Here is an 18673-nt window from a genome sequence, read left to right as displayed (position 1 = left end):
ACTGGTGGGAGCCTCTCTCAGAACTCTCACCCCACCCAACGGATCCTAAGGGGCGCGCATTCCCACTGTGTCCGGGCACACGAAGACGACGTCACCGCGGGGGGACGTCAAGGATGGCGCAGAGGTGCTCAGGACGGTCCGCGGCGGAGCCGGGCTCGCTCAGCTCCGCGCGTAGGAGTGCTCCAGCAGAACCTTGCCGGCGGAGATCGACGGCTTGTCCACGCAGGCGGAGTCCACGATGTAGGCCGTGACGCGTGTGGTGTCGGAGGCGTCGGGCAAAACCACGAGATACGCCTCCTTGCCCTCGTAGGAGCCTTCCTTGAAGGCGAGCGGTTCTGCGTCCCGACCGATTCCCTGTGTGATGCACCCGGGAACCGAGACCGAGGGCGTGTTGAAGATGTGCGGCCCTTCAGTGGACTGGGTGCCGTTCGGGTTGGAGGTGCGAGGGCCGCCGTCCTTCTTCTTTTCGGTCTTGTTCAGAAGATCCGCTACCTGGCCCTTGAGCTCGCCCTCGGCGAAGGTATTCGCGGCGTCGCTCTGCTGGGGAGACGCCGAGGGGGAGTCATTGTCCGAAGCGTTGTTGCCCAGCGACTGGAACAGCAGACCGCCGAGTCCCAGCGCGGCGGCCGTGAACATGGCGCTCAGGACGGCGGTCCTACGGCGTGTACGACGCGGTCGGTTCCCGCGGCCCGGGCCGGTGGCGGCGCGGGGGCGTCCCTCGGGACGGTCTGCCGCAGTCGATGTTTCACGTGAAACATGCCTGCCGTCGTCGTCGCCCTCATCGAGCAGGGGGCGCGAAGCGCCGACGGACGAGAAGGCGCCTGCGGCGTCGTCTTCAGGAACCGTGGCATTCAGCAGGGCCTCGGCGGCGAGAGCGGCGTCGATGCGTCCCACGACATCGTCCGGCATGCGGGGCGGACCCGGCAGAGTGCCGAGCAGGCTGCGGATCTCCTCCAGCGAGTCGTACACGTCGGCGCAGAGCGTGCAGACGTCCAGATGCCGTCGCACGTCCGCCGTACGGGTGGGAGGGAGCAGACCTTCGGTGAGGTCGGAGATCTCCTCGACGTCCGGGTGCCCGGCCGTGTCGGTCGTGGATGTCACGCTCGCCCACCTCCGCCCTTCACAGCAGCTGAATCGCTTGGTCCATCGTGTTCTCCCGCTGCGGGTGGGACGGATGCCCCCGGCGTGCGGTTCCGTCCCTCACCCGACTTCTTGCTCGCTCTGTCGCTCCCGCTGTCCGTACGCAGGTGTTTGAGCAGTGGGAGAAGTCTGGCTCTGCCACGTGCGCAGCGGCTCTTGACCGTGCCGGTCGGCACATCGAGCAGGCTGGCCGCCTCTGCCACGGGGTAGCCCTGCATGTCCACCAGGACGAGGGCTGCCCGCTGGTCGGGCGGCAGGGTGCCCAGCGCCTCCAGCAGTTCACGGTGCAGATCGTTGCGCTCGGCCGGAGCGGAGGCAGACTCGTGCGGCTCCAGGAGCTGTTCGAGCCGTTCCGTGTCGTCCACGGGAGATGTCTTCCTGGAAGCCGCCTTGCGCGCGCGGTCCAGGCAGGCGTTCACCGTGATCCGGTGCAGCCACGTTGTGACGGCCGACTGGCCACGGAAGGTGTGGGCGGCCCGGTAGGCGGAGACGAGGGCGTCCTGGACGGCGTCAGCGGCCTCCTCGCGGTCGCCCAGCGTCCGCAGCGCCACCGCCCAGAGCCGATCACGGTGACGCCGCACGATCTCGCCGAAAGCGTCGGGATCGCCCTCCACATGACGGGCGAGGAGGTCCTGATCGCTCACTTCGCTGAATCCGGCGCCGTCCGCCATCGAACCCCCTCCCCCTCCGGTGGATGCTCAGCCGGTGAACTTCACATCGGTGACGGCCTGTTTGTACCCGGCGTCGCTGAACTGGTCACCAGGTGCGTACGGCAGCGCAGTGAACCACACCAGCACGTACTGGGTCTTCACTTTCTTGTCGGCCTTCACCTTCGCGGTGGTCCCGCTCGTGGTCAGGGTCCCGATCTTCTGCATGGAGCTCAGCGACGTCGAGGAGCTCATGGAATCCGTCGCGTACAGCGAGACCGTCGTGTGGTTGCCGCCGAACCTCAGACCTATCGAAGCGGCTGAGATCTCCTGCTTCGAGCCGAGGTCGTAGACGATGCCGACGCCGGGCTTGAAGGCCGGGTTCATCTCCGGACCGTCCAGGAAGCTCTTGCTCCGCCAGTACGTCGAGCTGTCGCCGTCGTAGGTCTTGGCCACGTCGCCCGCCGCCTGGGCAGACCCCTTCGCGACGTACTCCTCTGCGCCCTGGATGGTGATCGGCTTGACCGGCTTCGCGTTCTCGCCGCTCTTGTCGTTCTCGTCCGTCGTCCGGGTGTTGCCGGTGTCGTCGGACTTCCCGCGGTCCATGAGCGCGTCCGCGAGCTGCCAGCTGCCGAGACCGAGCGCGGCGATCAGAAGGGCGGACACCGCCCACTTGAGGGCCTTGCCGGTACGGGTCTGCAGCGGAGGCAGGGGAGTCGGTACCGGCTGGGTGGCCCCCGGGTGGGACGAGGGGCGGCCGTAGTTGCCCTGCTGGTACGTCGTGCGCTGGTAGTCCGGCGGCGCTGTGAACGCGGGCTCCGGCGGCCGGATGCGAGGCATCTCGCCGACCGCCTTCACCAGCTCCTCCGGCGTGGTGCACGGAGGCTCCTGGCGGGAAGCGGTCGCGCCGTCGTTGACGAGCGCGCGCATCGCCAGCTCCGAAAGACCCCGGTGTACACCTGCGCGTACCTGGTCGGGGGCGATGAGGCCCACGCCCTTGGGCAGTCCGGAGAGGCCGTAGGCGTCGTCCTCGTACGGCCAGCGCTGGGTGAGCGTGGCGTACAGCAGCGCGCCGATCGCCTCAGTGTCGGTGCGCTGCGGGGTGTCCGAGCTGATCCCGCGCAGCGCCGCGTTCACGGCGAGGCCGCGGATGCGCCACTGCCCGGACGAGGTGCGCAGCACGGCGCCAGGGGTCAGCTTCAGATGCGCCAGCCCCTCACGGTGTGCGGCGGCCATCGCCTGGGAGACCTGGCTGACCATCTGGTACGCCTCGTGGACCTCCAGGGGGCCGGCGGCCAGGAGCGCCGTCAGCTCCGTGGCATCCGGCAGCCACTCGTGCACCACATAGACGAGGTCGTTCTCCTCGACCGCGTCCAGGACCTGGACGAACCGAGGATCGCCCAACAGGGCTGAGGAACGGGCCGCCGCAAGGACGGAACGCGCTCGTGGATGGTCGGCGGGCAGCAAGTGCACACCGACTGCGCGGCGGAGTTTTTCGTCCACCGCACGCCAACTGCTGAAACCGTCCAGACGGGTGACGCACTCTTCCAGGCGGTAGCGTCTGGCGAGTTTGTGACCGCTGTGCAGCTCGGGCGGCGAGGTCCTGCCAGGGCTCTCGTTCCCCCCGCTCCCCTGTTCCTCTTCGCTCTCCGAGCTGTCCGTGTCCCGCTCCCGGTTCTGGGCCACCCCGTCGGCCGTGGACTGGTCCGCCTTCGCGGTCAGCGGCTCGTTGCCGCTGTTGTCTGCCACGTCGACGGCAGCCGTGCTCCGTTCCGCCACCGTCGTTCCTGCCTCCCCATCCATTGCGCGCTGTCCGACGCCAAAGCCAATTGTGCCCACAGTCCGCCCCTATGCACGACACGCGGTCGCGCACGATGGTTGTGCGCCTACCCCCGTCTCAGCGCCCAAGGCGCCCGCGGACCATGCCGACCATTCCGTTCAGCTCCTCGATGCGCATCCGCCGCGCCGCGACGTAGAAGACACCGAGCAGTACGACACCACCGCCGAGCAGGGAGGCGAACGAGCCGCCGACGCCCTGTCCCAGTGTGTGGCCGATTCCGTAGCAGGCCGCACCACTGAGCAGTGCGGCCGGTACCGATGCGATACCGAGCCGTGCGTATGTGCGCAGGACCCGGCCACCGTCCAGGTCGCCGCCCAGCCGCTTGCGCAGCCGGCTCCACGCGACCCCGACGCCGATCGCGTAGGCAAGACCGTACGACGCGGCCATGCCCGCCACCGCCCAGCGCGGGGGAAGCAGGAAGAAACAGAGCGCCGACGCCCCGGCGTTGACGGCGGCCACGATGACCGTGTTGTAGAAGGGGGTCCGGGTGTCCTCGTACGCGTAGAAGGCGCGCAGCACGACGTACTGCACGGAGTACGGGATCAGGCCCAGGCCGAAGGCCATCAGCATGTAGCCCATGTTCGTCGCTTCGCTGGTCCCGGAGGAGCCGAACATCAGCGTGCACATCGGGATGCCGAGCGCGACGAAGCCGAAGGAGATCGGCACGATCGCCACGGCGGTCGTACGCAGCCCCTGCGAGATGTCGTCGCGGACCGCGCCGCTGTCGCCCTCATGGGCCGAACGCGAGAGGCGAGGCAGCAGGGCGGCCATCAGGGAGACCGTGATGATGGCCTGCGGGAGGCCCCAGATGAGCTGGGCGTTGGCGTAGGCCGCGAAGCCGGTGCCGTCGACCGGGGAGTCCTTGCCTGCCGCGGTGGACAGCTGGGTCACAACGATCGCGCCGGCCTGGTTGGCGAGGACGAAGAGCACGGTCCACTTGGCGAGCATCGCCGCCTTGCCGAGCCCGTGGCCCTTCCAGTCGAAGCGCAGCCGCAGCCGGAATCCGGTCTCCCGGAGGTACGGGATCATCGCCAGGGCCTGGACTACGAGGCCGAGCAGGACGCCGATGCCGAGCAGCCGCTCGCCCTCCGGCGGAATCGTCGTGGCCTTCATGCCGGAGTTCTCGGCGGTGCCGTACACCCAGATGAACAGTCCGAGCGTCACGATGATGACGACGTTGTTGAGGACCGGGGTCCACATCATCGCGCCGAACCTGCCGCGCGCGTTGAGGATCTGGCCCATCACCACGTGGATGCCCATGAAGAAGATCGTGGGCAGGAAGTAGCGGGCGAAGGTGACAGCGACGTCGTTGGCAGCCGCGTCCCTGGCGACCGGCGTCGACAGCACGCGGACCAGAAGCGGAGCGGCGAGGACCGCGAGCGCGGTGAGCGCGCCGAGAACCACCACGACGAGGGTCAGCAGCCGGTTGGCGAATGCCTCACCACCGTCCTCGTCGTCCTTCATGGCGCGCACCAGCTGCGGTACGAAGACGGAGTTGAGGCCGCCGCCGACGGTCAGGATGTAGATCATCGTCGGCAGCTGGTAGGCGACCTGGAAGGTGTCGCCTAGGAGGCCGACGCCCAGCGCCGCGACGATCAGCGCGGAGCGGATGAAGCCGGTGAGGCGGGACACCATGGTGCCCGCCGCCATGACCGCACTGGACTTCAGCAGGCCGGACGCACGGCCACCGGACTTCTTCGCGGCCGCCGGCGCAGGTGCGGGCGGGGGCGTCGAAGGCTGCTCGGCAGCCGGAGCGGGTTCCGGCGTCGGAGAGGGCACGCTGGGCGGACCCCCCGCGGGCGGGTACGCGCCGCCCTGCTGCTGGTCCCGGAAGAGATGAGCGAAGGCGTCCGGCTCATGGCGCTGCTCGCCGGCCTGGGTCACCAGGTCGTCGACGCCCACGAACTGGGTCGTACGGGGGTCGTCGCCGTACGGCAGGTACTGGGTGGGGCCCTCCGGCTCCGGGGCCGGAGTCTGGGCCCACACGCGCGGGTCCGGGGCGTACGGGGACTGGGGCGGCTGAGCGTAGAGCGGGGGCTGCGGCTGGTAGGTGCCGGGCGGCGGCGGGGGATGCGCGGCGCGGTCGTAGAGGGCCTCGGTGACAGGGTCCTGGGCGGCGAGATCCTGCGCCCGGTAGGGATCCTGGGCGTAGGCATCCTGGAGGTACACGTCGGGTGCGGGTTGCTGAGGCACCTCGCCGGGCTCCGGCGGGCCCTGCGGCGGGTCGTCGGGGTAGCCGGAGCCGCCCGCGCCCTGACCGCGGTCACCGTCGTACGGCGCGTTCATGGTTACCCCACCTCATCGTCCCCGGGCCCACCGGCCGCGACATCGCTCAACGGTCCACTCTCTCACCAGTGCCGGACGGGTCAGTGATTTCCGCTGCGGTGTCCGGTGAAGGGTCACTCGGGTGCTCCGGCTCGTGTGCCCTCGACTCGGCCTCGGATGCTTCGGGAGCGGCCTGGTCCTCGCCGTCCGCTGGGGCGTTCTCGGATTCCTCCTGCGTGGCCTGGCGGGCGGCCGCGCGCTTGCGCTGGGTGTACATCCGGAACCCGGCGAGCACGAGCAGCAGGACACCACCGGCGATGACCAGCATCACCGTGGCGGTGATCTCGGTGACCTTCACATCGAAGGCGACCTCGGGACCGTACGGCCGGCCGTCCTCCGTGAACAGCTGGGCGACGACTCCCGCCCGGCCGTTGGCGTGGGCGTTGGTGGTGAACTTCACCGACTGGCTGTGTCCGCCCGAGACCGAGACCGGCTGTTCGTCGTAGGCGCCGTCACCGATGCTGAGGCGGCTCGGCTGGGTCGAGGTCAGGCGCAGAGTCAGGTGATCGACACCCTGGACGAGATTGTTCTGCACCGTCACGGGGATCGTGGCGCTGCGGCCTGACAGCTTCGCCTCGGACTTCTCGATCAGTCCGACACTCTCGGTGAGCCGGGTGAGATACGCCTCCACACCGTCGCGGTAGAGCGTCGCATCGGTGCTGCGGCCGCGCCAGGACGTGGACACCGACCGGTCCATGGCCCGCCCGAAGGGGGTGGCCACGCGGGACTTGTCAGCGAGGATCACCTGGAAGCTGTCGAGGTTGTCCTGCGTGCGCTCGATCTGCACGAAGGCGTCCTGCGGCAGTTCCTGGTTGCGCAGCGACTTCGGGTACGACCCCACCGACGGGACGCGCGTGGTGGCGCCCGAGTCAGGCTTGGCCTTGGTGGCCGCGGACAGGTCCGCCGACTGCGACCAGGTTCCGTCCTGGAGCGCCGTCAGTGCCTGTGCCATCGCCTGGGCCTGGCTGGAGGTCGGCATGCGCTGCGGGGCGACCACGACGCTGCGCTGCTTGTCCGGGACCTGGAGCGAGAACATCAGGCTCTGGGCGAGGAACTTCTGCACGGCGAGCGTGGCGTTGCCCGCGACCGTCATGTCGCCCTGGAACGCCGTCGACAGACGGGCGTCAGCGACCACCGCGGTGGTGCCGCCGCCGATCGGACGCGCCGCGGACGGCGTGTACGGCAGGCTTCCGGCCTCCTTCAGGCTGTCGCTGCGGGAGATCACCGTGTCGGCCCCGGCCGAGGTGGCGACCTTCACGATCGAGGGGTCGATCGCGCCGTTCGCGGGCCAGGCGTAGTCCGTGCTGGGCGTCACATGGAGGATCGACTCCACCGTCGTCGCTGCCACCGTGGTGGCGTCCTTGAGACGGCTGAGCGACCCGGTGGCGGTCTTTCCGTTGTGGGCCAGCGACGCCAGATCCGGGTCGGCGAAGGGAAGAGCGACGACTTCCTCGTTCTCGACCGTCTTCTCCAGCTCGGAGAGCCACTGCTTGGCCACCGCCTGGTGCGTGCCCGCCGTGGTCGTCGTGCTGGAGCCGTTCACCTGGACGCGGTAGCTGCGGGTCATCGCGTCGACGGACGCCAGCAGATCCGGGTCGACGACCCACGTGACGTCGAGGTTCTTGCCGAGCGCGAGGAGCTGCTGCAGGCGTCCGCCGGGGGCGAGCTCCGCGGCCAGGTCGTCGTCCTTGAAGACGGGGGTCTGCTGCTCGTTCGAACCCGTCTCGGCCGTCATGTGGGAGGTGGAGATGAGCGGCCAGAGGTACGTGGTCCGGGTCTTCGTGTCCGCCGCGTCGGGCTGCCACGGCAGGAACGTCCGCTCGATCCCGAGGATCTGGTCGTACGCCGCGGCGGCGGTCCTGCCGGTCAGCGTGACACCGAGCTGGTAGACGCCGTCGGAGCTGAGGGGCAGCTTGTCGACGGGAACGGAGATGCTGAAGGTCTGCGGGACGCCCGGCGCCAGCTTGGAGAACTTCGCGACGTACTTGCCGCCGACGTCCGTACCCGCGTACGGGTTGCTCTGTGCGGCGGTGTCGATCGCCGAGCGGCCGTTCATCGTCGGGCCCACCCGCAGACCGACGTGCGCGTCAGTGATCGTCTGCTTGCCCTTGTTGACGATCCTGCCGGAGACGGTGAGCGTGTCACCGTCGGAGGGCACGCGAGGACTCAGCGTGTCCAGGGAGACATCGACCGTACGGGAGCCGGAGACCTCCGCTGCGGCGCTGCGCTCGGCAGCGTACGCGGACGGCGCCACAGGCAGCTGGCAGAGGCCGGCCAGCAGGGGAGCCGCGGCCAGCAGCGCCCCGGTGCGCCGCAGCCAGCGGCGGGCAGGTGAGGGAGTCATCCCCTGGAAGTCTGCCGCCTCGGCCACGCGCTCGCCCGTCCCTCGTCGTCGTCAGTGGTCGTCGGAATGTGCGTCCACGCATGGTAACGATGCGCGCTGAGGGTAAGTGCCGCGGTCCGGTCCACAAGATCGGAGACGAGGCCGCACTGTCCCACTATGTCCGCCTATCAGTGACGAGGATCCCGCAGGGACGTGGGAAGGTTCCAGTGCACGTTTAATGGAGGCGCCCGCGGGGGTCCGGGCCACGTACCCTTTTCTGTTGTGCCGAACGCCAACGAAGACAATCCCAGTGCCCTGAATCAGGTGCAGAGCCGCGCGGTGAGCGAACTGCTGCGGGTGTCCCCCGTCGCCGATGAGCTCGCCCGCCGTTTCCAGGAGGCCGGGTTCTCCCTCGCCCTGGTCGGCGGCTCGGTCCGGGATGCCCTCCTCGGCCGGCTCGGCAACGACCTGGACTTCACGACCGACGCCCGGCCCGAGGACGTACTGAAGATCATGCGGCCCTGGGCGGACGCCGTATGGGAGGTCGGGATCGCCTTCGGCACGGTCGGTGGTCAGAAGGACGCCCGCGTCGGAGACGTCGACCAGAGCTTCCAGATCGAGGTGACGACGTACCGCTCGGAGGCGTACGACCGGACCTCGCGCAAGCCCGAGGTCTCGTACGGCGACTCTATTGAGGAAGATCTGGTGCGCCGTGACTTCACGGTGAACGCGATGGCCGTGGCGCTCCCCGAGAAGGAGTTCATCGATCCGCACGGTGGGCTCGACGATCTTGCCGCGCGCGTTCTGCGGACTCCGAGCACACCCGAGGCCTCCTTCTCCGATGACCCGCTGCGGATGATGCGGGCCGCTCGGTTCGCCGCGCAGCTCGACTTCGAGGTGGCGCCGGACGTCGTCGCGGCGATGAAGGCCATGGCCGAGCGCATCGAGATCGTCTCCTCCGAGCGCGTGCGTGACGAGCTGAACAAGCTGGTCCTGTCCGCTCACCCGCGGAAGGGACTGACACTGCTCGTCGACACCGGGCTCGCCGACCGGGTGCTGCCCGAGCTGCCCGCCCTGCGCCTGGAGCGGGATGAGCACCATCGGCACAAGGATGTCTACGACCACACGCTGATCGTCCTGGAGCAGGCGATGGCGCTGGAGGAGAACGGTCCCGACCTCACGCTGCGCCTGGCCGCACTGCTGCATGACATCGGCAAGCCGCGGACGCGTCGCTTCGAGACGGACGGGCGGGTCTCCTTCCACCATCACGAGGTGGTGGGCGCCAAGATGACCAAGAAGCGGATGACCGAGCTCAAGTACTCCAACGAGCTCGTGAAGGACGTCTCGCGTCTGGTCGAGCTGCACCTGCGTTTCCACGGCTACGGCACCGGGGAGTGGACGGACTCCGCGGTCCGCCGGTACGTGCGTGACGCGGGCCCGCTCCTCGGCCGTCTCCACAAGCTGACCCGCTCGGACTGCACGACGCGTAACAAGCGCAAGGCCGCCGCCCTCTCACGCGCGTACGACGGCCTGGAGGAGCGCATCGCCCAGCTTCAGGAGCAGGAGGAGCTGGACGCGATCCGGCCCGACCTCGACGGGAACCAGATCATGGAGATCCTGGGTATCGCGCCCGGTCCGGCCATCGGGCAGGCCTACAAGTACCTGCTGGAACTGCGTCTGGAGAACGGACCGATGGAGTACGACGCAGCGGTGTCGGCGCTCAAGGAGTGGTGGGCCGAACAGAACTGAGGAGGCGCGGCGAGTCATGTTTCACGTGAAACATGACTCACGCTCCTGGAGCCGGACCTGCCGAGGGGCGTTGTTTCACGTGAAACAACGCCCCTCGTGTCCGCACCGCTCCTACTTGTTGTCTGCCAGGCAGAGAACGAAGGAGTCGGACCCTTCCTTCCAGGAGAGAGCAGCAGTGGTGCCCTGGACGGACTGGCAGGCGAGCTGCGCCAGGCTGGAGCCGTCCTTCTTGGCCAGAACCTTGTGGGTGGCCTTCGAGTCGCCGCAGTCGAGCTTCTCGACCGTGGCGTTGGAGTCGGAGCCCGTGTTGCGCAGGCAGTCGCCGGCCTTGAGCTTCGTGGCGTCGTCGCCACCGAAGAAGTAGGTGCCGGCGGCTATGGACAGCACGGCCACGGGAATGATGAACCGCAGGTACTTCTTGAAGCCGCTACGCGCCGGAGCCGGCGGCGGAACCGGCGCACCCTGGTTGAAGTACGGGGACTGCTGGGGGTCTCCGGGCTGCGTCTGGCCGTACGGGTTCCCACTCGGGGGCTGCCCGTAGGGGTTCTGGCCCTGGGGCGGCTGCCCCTGTGCGAACGGGTTCTGGCCTTGGGGCGGCGGAGTGGTCACTTTGAGGGTCCCCCTCGGACGTAGGAGCGCGTGGCGCGAAATAAGACGCACGTAAGCTACCGGCCGCCACTGACAACTCTGTAGCCCACAGTGGCTCTGTGTCATTGATGTGACACTTACTGCCGAGCAAAGCGGGCCATAGCCGCAGCAACTGCCCCGTAGATAACGGCCACCGTGACCACCAGCGCGACTGAGCGGCCGTCAGGAGGCAGCATCAGCGCGGCCACCGCGGCGGCGCCGACGAAGGCCACGTTGAACAGAACGTCGTAGACGGCGAAGATCCGGCCACGGAAACCGTCGTCGACGGATGACTGGACCACGGTGTCCGTGGCGATCTTCGCGCCCTGGGTGGTCAGACCGAGGACGAAGGCCGCGACCAGTATGGGCACTTCGGCGAACGGCAGCCCGAGCGCCGGCTCCAGGACCGCGGCGGATCCGGCACAGGCGATGATCCAGCCGCTGGGACCCAGTCGGCCGACCGCCGCCGGGGTCAGCACCGCCGCGGCGAAGAAGCCCGCTCCGGAGATACCCACGGCCAGGCCCAGGAGGGCGAGCCCGTCGTCGTCCGAGCCCGACGACCAGGCGTACCGGCAGAGCATCAGCACCATGACCGTCAGGGCGCCGTAGCAGAACCGCATCAGCGTCATCGCGGCCAGGGCCCGGGCGGCCTCCCTTCGTCCGGGCTCGGCCAGATGGCGTACGCCTGACGTCAGGCCGTGTGCCGTACCGACCAGTGCTGCCTTCAACCGTGGATGCACCAACTCCCGGTCGGGGCCCAGAAGGTCCGGCGCCAGGCGCAGCGAGGCGAGCGCGGAGCACACATAGAGGGCCGCTCCGACGAGGACGACCGCCGCGTCGGAGTCCGAGGCGACCAGACGGACGACGAAAGCGAGACCGCCGCCCACGGTCGCGGCGAGCGTTCCGGCCGTGGGTGACAGGGAGTTGGCCATCACCAGGCGCTCGGAGTCGACGACGCGGGGCAGTGCGGCGGACAAGCCCGCCAGGACGAACCGGTTGACCGCGGTCACGCACAGGGCGGACGCGTAGAAGAGCCAGTCCGGCACGCCGCTCAGCATGAGGACGGCCGTCAGAGCGGCCAGCGCCGCCCGTAGCAGGTTCCCGTACAGGAAGACCTGGCGGCGACTCCAGCGGTCCAGCAGGACGCCGGCGAAGGGGCCTACGAGGGAGTACGGGAGCAGCAGGACGGCCATTGCCGAGGCGATCGCCGCCGCCGAGGTCTGCTTCTCCGGTGAGAAGACGACATATGTGGCGAGCGCGACCTGATAGACGCCGTCGGCACCCTGCGACAACAGCCGGACGGCGAGCAGACGCCGGAAGTTCCCGAAGCGCAGGAGGACGCGCAGGTCACGCACGACAGCCATGGGGCACAGCCTCACATACGAGGAGGGTCCCCGGGCTTGCGACCCGGGGACCCTCAACAGAGCGGCACATCAAGCGTTTTAGCGCTCGACCTCGCCCTTGATGAACTTCTCGACGTTGTCGTAGGCCTCGTCGTCGAAGTACTGGACCGGCGGCGACTTCATGAAGTAGCTCGACGCGGAGAGGATCGGGCCGCCGATGCCACGGTCCTTGGCGATCTTCGCGGCACGCAGGGCGTCGATGATGACACCCGCGGAGTTCGGGGAGTCCCAGACCTCGAGCTTGTACTCCAGGTTCAGCGGGACGTCACCGAAGGCACGGCCTTCGAGGCGGACGTACGCCCACTTGCGGTCGTCGAGCCAGGCCACGTAGTCCGAGGGACCGATGTGGACGTTCTTCGCGCCCATGTCGCGGTCGGGGATCTGCGAGGTGACGGCCTGCGTCTTCGAGATCTTCTTGGACTCGAGGCGGTCGCGCTCCAGCATGTTCTTGAAGTCCATGTTGCCGCCGACGTTGAGCTGCATGGTGCGCTCAAGACGGACACCGCGGTCCTCGAACAGCTTCGCCATCACACGGTGCGTGATGGTGGCGCCGACCTGCGACTTGATGTCGTCGCCGACGATCGGGACGCCGGCCTCGGTGAACTTGTCCGCCCACTCCTTGGTGCCGGCGATGAAGACCGGGAGGGCGTTGACGAAGGCGACCTTGGCGTCGATGGCGGCCTGGGCGTAGAACTTCGCCGCGTCCTCGGAACCGACGGGCAGGTAGCAGACGAGGACGTCGACCTGCTTGTCCTTGAGGATCTGGACGATGTCGACCGGGGCCTCGGCGGACTCCTCGATGGTCTCGCGGTAGTACTTGCCGAGACCGTCGTAGGTGTGACCGCGCTGGACCGTGACGCCCTTGTTCGGGACGTCGCAGATCTTGATGGTGTTGTTCTCGCTGGCACCGATGGCGTCCGAGAGGTCGAGGCCGACCTTCTTCGCGTCGACGTCGAAGGCGGCGACGAACTCGACGTCACCCACGTGGTAGTCGCCGAACTGGACGTGCATCAGGCCGGGCACCTTGGACGCCGGATCGGCATCCTTGTAGTACTCGACGCCCTGAACCAGCGAGGCGGCGCAGTTGCCCACGCCGACGATGGCTACGCGAACCGAACCCATTCCGGTTGCTCCCTGTGTGTACTCGGTGAAGCCCTGAGGGGACTTCACGTGGCAGTGTCATCGGACGGATCCGGCCCGGGAGTGTCCCCGGGCCGGGGCAGGCCGCCCGACTCCCCAGATGTGCTGTCATGCTGAGCGGAGCCGTCCGGTTCGGGACGCTGCTGGTCCCGTCCGGCCCGCTCGCTCTCGATGAGCTCGTTCAGCCAGCGCACTTCGCGCTCCACGGACTCCATTCCGTGGCGCTGGAGCTCAAGGGTGTAGTCGTCGAGTCGCTCCCGGGTGCGCGCCAGAGAGGCACGCATCTTCTCCAGGCGCTCCTCGAGACGGCTGCGGCGGCCTTCGAGGACCCGCATCCGTACGTCCCGTGACGTCTGGCCGAAGAAGGCGAAGCGAGCGGCGAAGTGCTCGTCCTCGTACGCGTCGGGACCCGTCTGCGAGAGCAGGTCCTCGAAATGCTCCTTACCTTCGGCCGTCAACCGATAGACGATCTTGGCGCGACGCCCTGAGAGTGGCGCCGCGAGCGCGTCCTCGGGGGTGTTCCCCGGCTCCTCGATCAACCAGCCGTTGGCGACCAGCGTCTTGAGGCAGGGGTAGAGCGTCCCGTAGCTGAACGCACGGAACACACCCAGTGACGTATTGAGGCGTTTGCGCAGCTCATAGCCGTGCATCGGGGACTCGCGGAGCAGGCCGAGGACGGCGAACTCGAGGATCCCGGAACGCCGGCTCATCGTCGCCTCCTCTCTGCCGCGGTCTTGCCGTGACGGTCTTTATGCCGAGCTGATGTATCGACTCGATACATCAGAACGATAGATCGGTCCGCTGCATGCGACAAGAGGGGGCATCGTGAACGGGGTCACATCACCGATTCGTAGGAAGCAAGTTGCCTGATTTGAGATGAACTTCGGTACTAGGCAGGTTTTGACGGTGCGTAGTCTGTGCGCCATGCAAACCACCGGGAACCGAGTGACGCATGGGGACGTCCTCGTCCTCGGTGCAGTACGGATGAATGTAAGAACGACCGCATCCGTACTTCGGGGGGACCGGAAACCAGCCGCCGTTTCCAGGCGCGCTCAGGTGCGCCTGCCCGAGGAGTAATCGTTCGATGAGCGAGCACCGTCGCAAACCGCCGCAGCCGCAGGGCGGCGGACGTGCCGCGGCCCGACGCGGCCAGACCGGGTCGTCCTCCGGCCGCCGTGCGGCGCCGCGAAGCGCCACCGGGTCTCCTTCCGACTCGTATGACTCGGGAGGTGAGGATCGCCCGTTCGGCAGCCGTGCCGAGGCCCGACGGGCGGCACAGAGAAGCAGCACCAGCGGTGGCAGGCGCAGAGCCGCCGACGGGGCGGGGCACGGCGGCCACAGTGGTGGCGGCCGGCGTGGTGGTCCCGGCGGGCCGAACGGCCCTGGGCGGGGCAGAGGGCGCGGTCCCGACCCCTACAAGAAGCGGATCATCGACTATCCGCGCGCGGGCAAGTACGGATGGGCACGTTGGGTGCCCTCGTGGAAGCTTGTGACGGGTACGTTCATCGGCTTCTGCGGCAGTCTGATGGCCGTGGCGGGCGTCGCGTACGCCATGGTGGGCGTGCCGGACGTCGCGGCGGCCGCGAAGGCGCAGAACAACGTCTACTACTGGGCCAACAACAAGCCGATGGTGTCCACGGGCGGTGAGACCAACCGCCAGAACATCAAGTACGAGCAGATCCCCAAGGCGATGCGGTACGCCGTGATGTCGGCCGAGAACAAGAAGTTCGAGACCGACAAGGGCATCGACCCCGTGGGTATCGGCCGTGCGCTCTTCAACATGGCCAAGGGCGGCGAGACGCAGGGCGGCTCGACCATCACCCAGCAGTATGTGAAGAACGCGATGCTGAACGACCAGTCGCAGACGGTGTCCCGGAAGTTCAAGGAGCTCCTGGTCTCCATCAAGGTGGGCCGCAAGGTGCCCAAGGAGGAGGTCATGGCGGGGTACCTGAACACCGCCTACTACGGCCGCTCCTCCTACGGTCTGCAGGCGGCGGCGCGTTCGTACTTCGGCAAGGACGCGACTGACCTCAAGGCGAACGAGTGCGCCTTCCTCGCGGCGGTGCTGAAGGGTGCCACGTACTACGACCCCGCGGGACAGACGGCGATCGACCCGGCCGCCACGCGCGAGGCCAACACCGAGAGGGCCACGTATCGCACGAACTGGATCCTCGACGAGATGGTCAAGGACGGGCACCTGTCGGCCTCGGAGCGAGCCGAGTTCAAGGACCTGCCCAAGCTCCAGAACCCGCGGTCCAGCTCTGAGCTGGGCGGCCAGATCGGCTATCTCGTCGATCTCGCCAAGGGCTACGTCATCAACAACACCGACATCACCGAGGAACAGCTCCGGCAGGGCGGCTACGAGATCCACACGACCTTCGACAAGAAGAAGGTCAACGACCTCGAAAAGGCCGTGAAGAAGGTCCGCAAGGAGAACCTCAATACGAAGCTGCGCCCGAAGACGGATACGCACGTCCAGTTCGGCGGGGCTTCCGTGGACCCGAAGGACGGTGCCATCGTCGCCATCTACGGCGGTGAGTCGGCGACCAAGCACTTCACCAACAACGCCGACGAGACCGGTGCCGCGGTCGGATCGACGTTCAAGCCGTTCGTCCTGGCGGCCGCCATGCAGGACGGTAAGCGCGACCCCGAACTCGGTGAGTCCCAGGCGCAGGACGAACGCACCAAGGTCTCGCCGGACAGCTTCTACAGCGGCAAGAACAAACTCAAGATCAAGACCTACGACGGCAGTATCTGGAAGAACGACAAGGGCAAGGAGTGGCTCCAGACCAACGACGACGACGCGTCGTACGGCACTCCGCCGAACTACCAGGTCGACCTGCGTGAAGCCATGAGGGTCTCGGCGAACTCCGCTTTCGTGCAGCTCGGCATGGACGTCGGTCTGGACAAGGTGAAGAAGGCGGCGGAAAACGCCGGCCTCAGGCCGAACAGCCTGACGGGTACCACTTTCCCGTCCTTCTCCATCGGCATCTCCGACCCCAGCGCGATCCGGATGGCCGGCTCGTACGCGACGTTCGCGACCAGCGGGAAGCAGAACGACCCGTTCTCGGTCAGGCAGGTCGAGTACGAGGGCAGCAGCGTGTGGAAGCACAAGTCCGAGGCCAAGGAAGCCTTCACCGAGCAGGTCGCCGACAACGTCACCGACGTCCTGAAGACCGTCGTTGAGGACGGAACCGGTACCTCGGCCCAGCTCGACGGGCGTGAGGTGGCCGGTAAGACCGGTACGACGGACGGCAACAAGTCCGCCTGGTTCGTCGGATACACGCCGCAGTTGTCGACTGCCATCAGCATGTACCGCATGGACGACGACGAGACCAAGAAGAGTCGTCCGTTCCTGGAGATGTACGGCACGGGTGGCCAGAAGACCATCCACGGTGCGTCGTTCCCGGCCGAGGTATGGCACGACTACATGGAGCAGGCGCTCAAGGGCACGACGCCCGAGAAGTTCCCGGAGGCCGAGCCCATCGGTGAGGTGGTCAACGACCTTCCGAGCCCGAGCGTGACCCCCACGCCCACAGAGACCGAAGAGGAGCAGACCGAGCCCAGTACGGAGCCCAGCGAGACTGAGACCAGTCCCTCGCCCTCCGCGAGCGAGACCTGTGGCCCCTTCGGCAACTTTGAGTGCGAGGACACCGGCGGGACAGAAACGGGCGGAACCGAGACCGGCGGCACAGACGGCGGCGTGACGTCCTCACCCACGGAATCCGAGGATCCAGGCAATACCAGAGGTAATGGCAATGGCGGCCTCTTCGGAGGATCAACCGGATAGCTGCCTCCACGGGGTGTTTCACGTGAAACATCCGCAGTGAGGTGTTTCACGTGAAACGAGGGCCGTCGCACCGACTCGGTGCGACGGCCCTCGGCGTATTCCTAGGCGCGTACGGCAGGATGTGCGGCATGCCCAGTGCAGAAACGACGCGCGCGAGCGTGCACGAGCCAGATCTGGTGCGGCCGACCAAGGAGGACCCGGTCGCCGCGACCGGCAGTGAACTGTTCGGTGGTCCTCTCGGGCGGCGTGCGCTGCTCGGGACGTCCTGGTGGACTCCCGTGCGGGTCATCGCGCTCGTCGCGATCGGCATGTTCGCCCTAGGCATGGTGCAGAAGCTGCCCTGCTACGACGGCGCCTGGTTCTTCGGGGCCAGCTCTCAGTACACGCATGCCTGCTACTCGGACATCCCGCACCTCTACCAGGGGCGGGGATTCGCCGACGGGCTGGTGCCGTACTTCGACAAGCTCGAAGGCGACATGGAGTACCTCGAATACCCGGTGCTGACCGGAGTGTTCATGGAGGTCGCCTCATGGCTGACGCCGGGCAGCGGCAGCATCCAGGATCAGGAGCAGGTCTACTGGATGGTCAACGCCGGGATGCTGATGGCGTGCGCGGCCGTCATCGCCGTCTGCGTGACCCGCACTCACCGGCGGCGCCCCTGGGACGGCCTGCTGGTCGCCCTGGCGCCTGCTTTCGCGCTGACCGCCACTATCAACTGGGACCTGCTGGCCGTCGCTCTGACGGCCGCCGCGATGCTGATGTGGGCACGGAGCCGCCCCCTTGCCTTCGGAGTCCTGCTGGGGCTCGCCACGGCCGCCAAGCTCTATCCCGCGCTGCTGCTCGGGCCGCTGCTCGTACTGTGCTGGCGCGCGGGCAGGTGGCGGGAGTTCGGTACGGCACTGCTCGGTGCCGCCGGCTCCTGGCTGGTCGTGAACCTTCCGGTCATGCTGCTCGCGCCCGAGGGCTGGTCGAAGTTCTATACGTTCAGCCAGGAACGCGGCGTCGACTTCGGCTCCTTCTGGCTGATCCTGTCCCAGCGCATGGAGACCCCGTTCGACACCGACACGGTCAACACGTTCGCCACGGTGCTGATGCTGATCTCCTGCGTGGGCGTAGCGGCCCTTGCGCTGACCGCTCCGCGCCGGCCGCGCTTCGCCCAGCTGGCGTTCCTGATCGTCGCGGCCTTCATCCTCACCAACAAGGTCTACTCACCGCAGTACGTGCTGTGGCTGGTGCCCCTCGCCGTGCTGGCCCGTCCGAAGTGGCGGGACTTCCTGATCTGGCAGGCGTGCGAGGTGGCGTACTTCCTCGGCATCTGGATGTACCTCGCGTACACGACCAGCGGAGACGCCCACAAGGGACTGCCGCAGGAGGGGTACCAACTGGCCATCGCCGTACACCTGTTGGGGACGCTGTATCTGTGCGCGGTGATCGTGCGCGACATCTTCATGCCGGAGCGGGACGTGGTGCGCCGGTCCGGTGACGACGACCCGTCCGGTGGCGTGCTCGACGGCGCGCAGGACGTCTTCGTCCTGGGAGCCGCGGCCCACCCGCCGCGGCACGCGGCACACTTCGACGGGCCGTACGTGGAGTGGGGCACCGACGACGAACCGACGAAGCCGCGTTCGCCCTGAGCGAACAGGGCATGGGCGAGCCACGTAAAAGGCCGTACACGGACTCCGTGTACGG

General features: G+C 67.8%; 12 protein-coding genes. 3 read left to right on the top strand and 9 right to left on the bottom strand.

Features of this window, described 5'->3' with window-relative positions:
• Positions 1–159 precede the first annotated feature (159 nt).
• The 5 genes from JEQ17_RS23430 to JEQ17_RS23410 all read right to left on the bottom strand — a co-directional run bounded on the left by JEQ17_RS23430 (position 160) and on the right by JEQ17_RS23410 (position 8323).
• Positions 160–1101: an anti-sigma factor family protein gene (locus JEQ17_RS23430; RefSeq protein WP_200397056.1), complete on the bottom strand. Its 942-nt coding sequence runs from the start codon at positions 1099–1101 to the stop codon at positions 160–162.
• Entirely contained in the window at positions 1098–1811 is a 714-nt protein-coding gene (gene sigM, locus JEQ17_RS23425) for an RNA polymerase sigma factor SigM (RefSeq protein ID WP_200397055.1), read from the bottom strand. Before sigM ends, JEQ17_RS23430 begins: the two co-directional genes overlap by 4 nt.
• 27 nt (positions 1812–1838) lie before the next feature.
• Positions 1839–3566 (bottom strand): protein kinase family protein, encoded by a 1728-nt coding sequence (locus JEQ17_RS23420; RefSeq protein WP_200397054.1) that lies wholly within the window; start codon positions 3564–3566, stop codon positions 1839–1841.
• Positions 3567–3684: 118 nt separating this feature from the next.
• Positions 3685–5913: a murein biosynthesis integral membrane protein MurJ gene (murJ, locus tag JEQ17_RS23415; protein WP_200397053.1), complete on the bottom strand. Its 2229-nt coding sequence runs from the start codon at positions 5911–5913 to the stop codon at positions 3685–3687.
• A 46-nt stretch (positions 5914–5959) separates the two neighbouring features.
• Positions 5960–8323: a DUF6049 family protein gene (locus tag JEQ17_RS23410; RefSeq protein WP_200397052.1), complete on the bottom strand. Its 2364-nt coding sequence runs from the start codon at positions 8321–8323 to the stop codon at positions 5960–5962.
• Between the two features lie 234 nt (positions 8324–8557).
• Between JEQ17_RS23410 and JEQ17_RS23405 the strand changes: the two genes are divergently transcribed.
• Positions 8558–10024, top strand: coding sequence for a CCA tRNA nucleotidyltransferase (locus JEQ17_RS23405; RefSeq protein ID WP_200397051.1), 1467 nt, complete (start codon positions 8558–8560; stop codon positions 10022–10024).
• Between the two features lie 111 nt (positions 10025–10135).
• On the opposite strand, the gene JEQ17_RS23400 is transcribed toward JEQ17_RS23405, so the two are convergent.
• The 4 genes from JEQ17_RS23400 to JEQ17_RS23385 all read right to left on the bottom strand — a co-directional run bounded on the left by JEQ17_RS23400 (position 10136) and on the right by JEQ17_RS23385 (position 13904).
• Positions 10136–10633, bottom strand: a complete 498-nt coding sequence (locus JEQ17_RS23400) for an LppU/SCO3897 family protein (protein ID WP_200397050.1) — start codon at positions 10631–10633, stop codon at positions 10136–10138.
• A gap of 116 nt (positions 10634–10749) precedes the next feature.
• Positions 10750–12015: an MFS transporter gene (locus JEQ17_RS23395; RefSeq protein WP_200397049.1), complete on the bottom strand. Its 1266-nt coding sequence runs from the start codon at positions 12013–12015 to the stop codon at positions 10750–10752.
• A gap of 78 nt (positions 12016–12093) precedes the next feature.
• Complete coding sequence (locus JEQ17_RS23390) at positions 12094–13176, bottom strand: inositol-3-phosphate synthase (RefSeq protein ID WP_200397048.1); 1083 nt, start codon at positions 13174–13176, stop codon at positions 12094–12096.
• Between the two features lie 44 nt (positions 13177–13220).
• Entirely contained in the window at positions 13221–13904 is a 684-nt protein-coding gene (locus tag JEQ17_RS23385; protein WP_200397047.1) for a PadR family transcriptional regulator, read from the bottom strand.
• Positions 13905–14278: 374 nt separating this feature from the next.
• On the opposite strand from JEQ17_RS23385, the gene JEQ17_RS23380 reads away from it, so the two are divergent.
• Both JEQ17_RS23380 and JEQ17_RS23375 read left to right on the top strand, forming a co-directional pair.
• Positions 14279–16984: a transglycosylase domain-containing protein gene (locus JEQ17_RS23380; RefSeq protein WP_200397046.1), complete on the top strand. Its 2706-nt coding sequence runs from the start codon at positions 14279–14281 to the stop codon at positions 16982–16984.
• 119 nt (positions 16985–17103) lie between these two features.
• Complete coding sequence (locus JEQ17_RS23375) at positions 17104–18618, top strand: glycosyltransferase family 87 protein (RefSeq protein ID WP_200401666.1); 1515 nt, start codon at positions 17104–17106, stop codon at positions 18616–18618.
• Positions 18619–18673 lie beyond the last annotated feature (55 nt).

It is taken from the genome of Streptomyces liliifuscus (assembly GCF_016598615.1).
GTDB classification, from domain to species: Bacteria; Actinomycetota; Actinomycetes; order Streptomycetales; family Streptomycetaceae; genus Streptomyces; species Streptomyces liliifuscus.
This window is presented reverse-complemented; position numbering and strand designations above follow the sequence as displayed.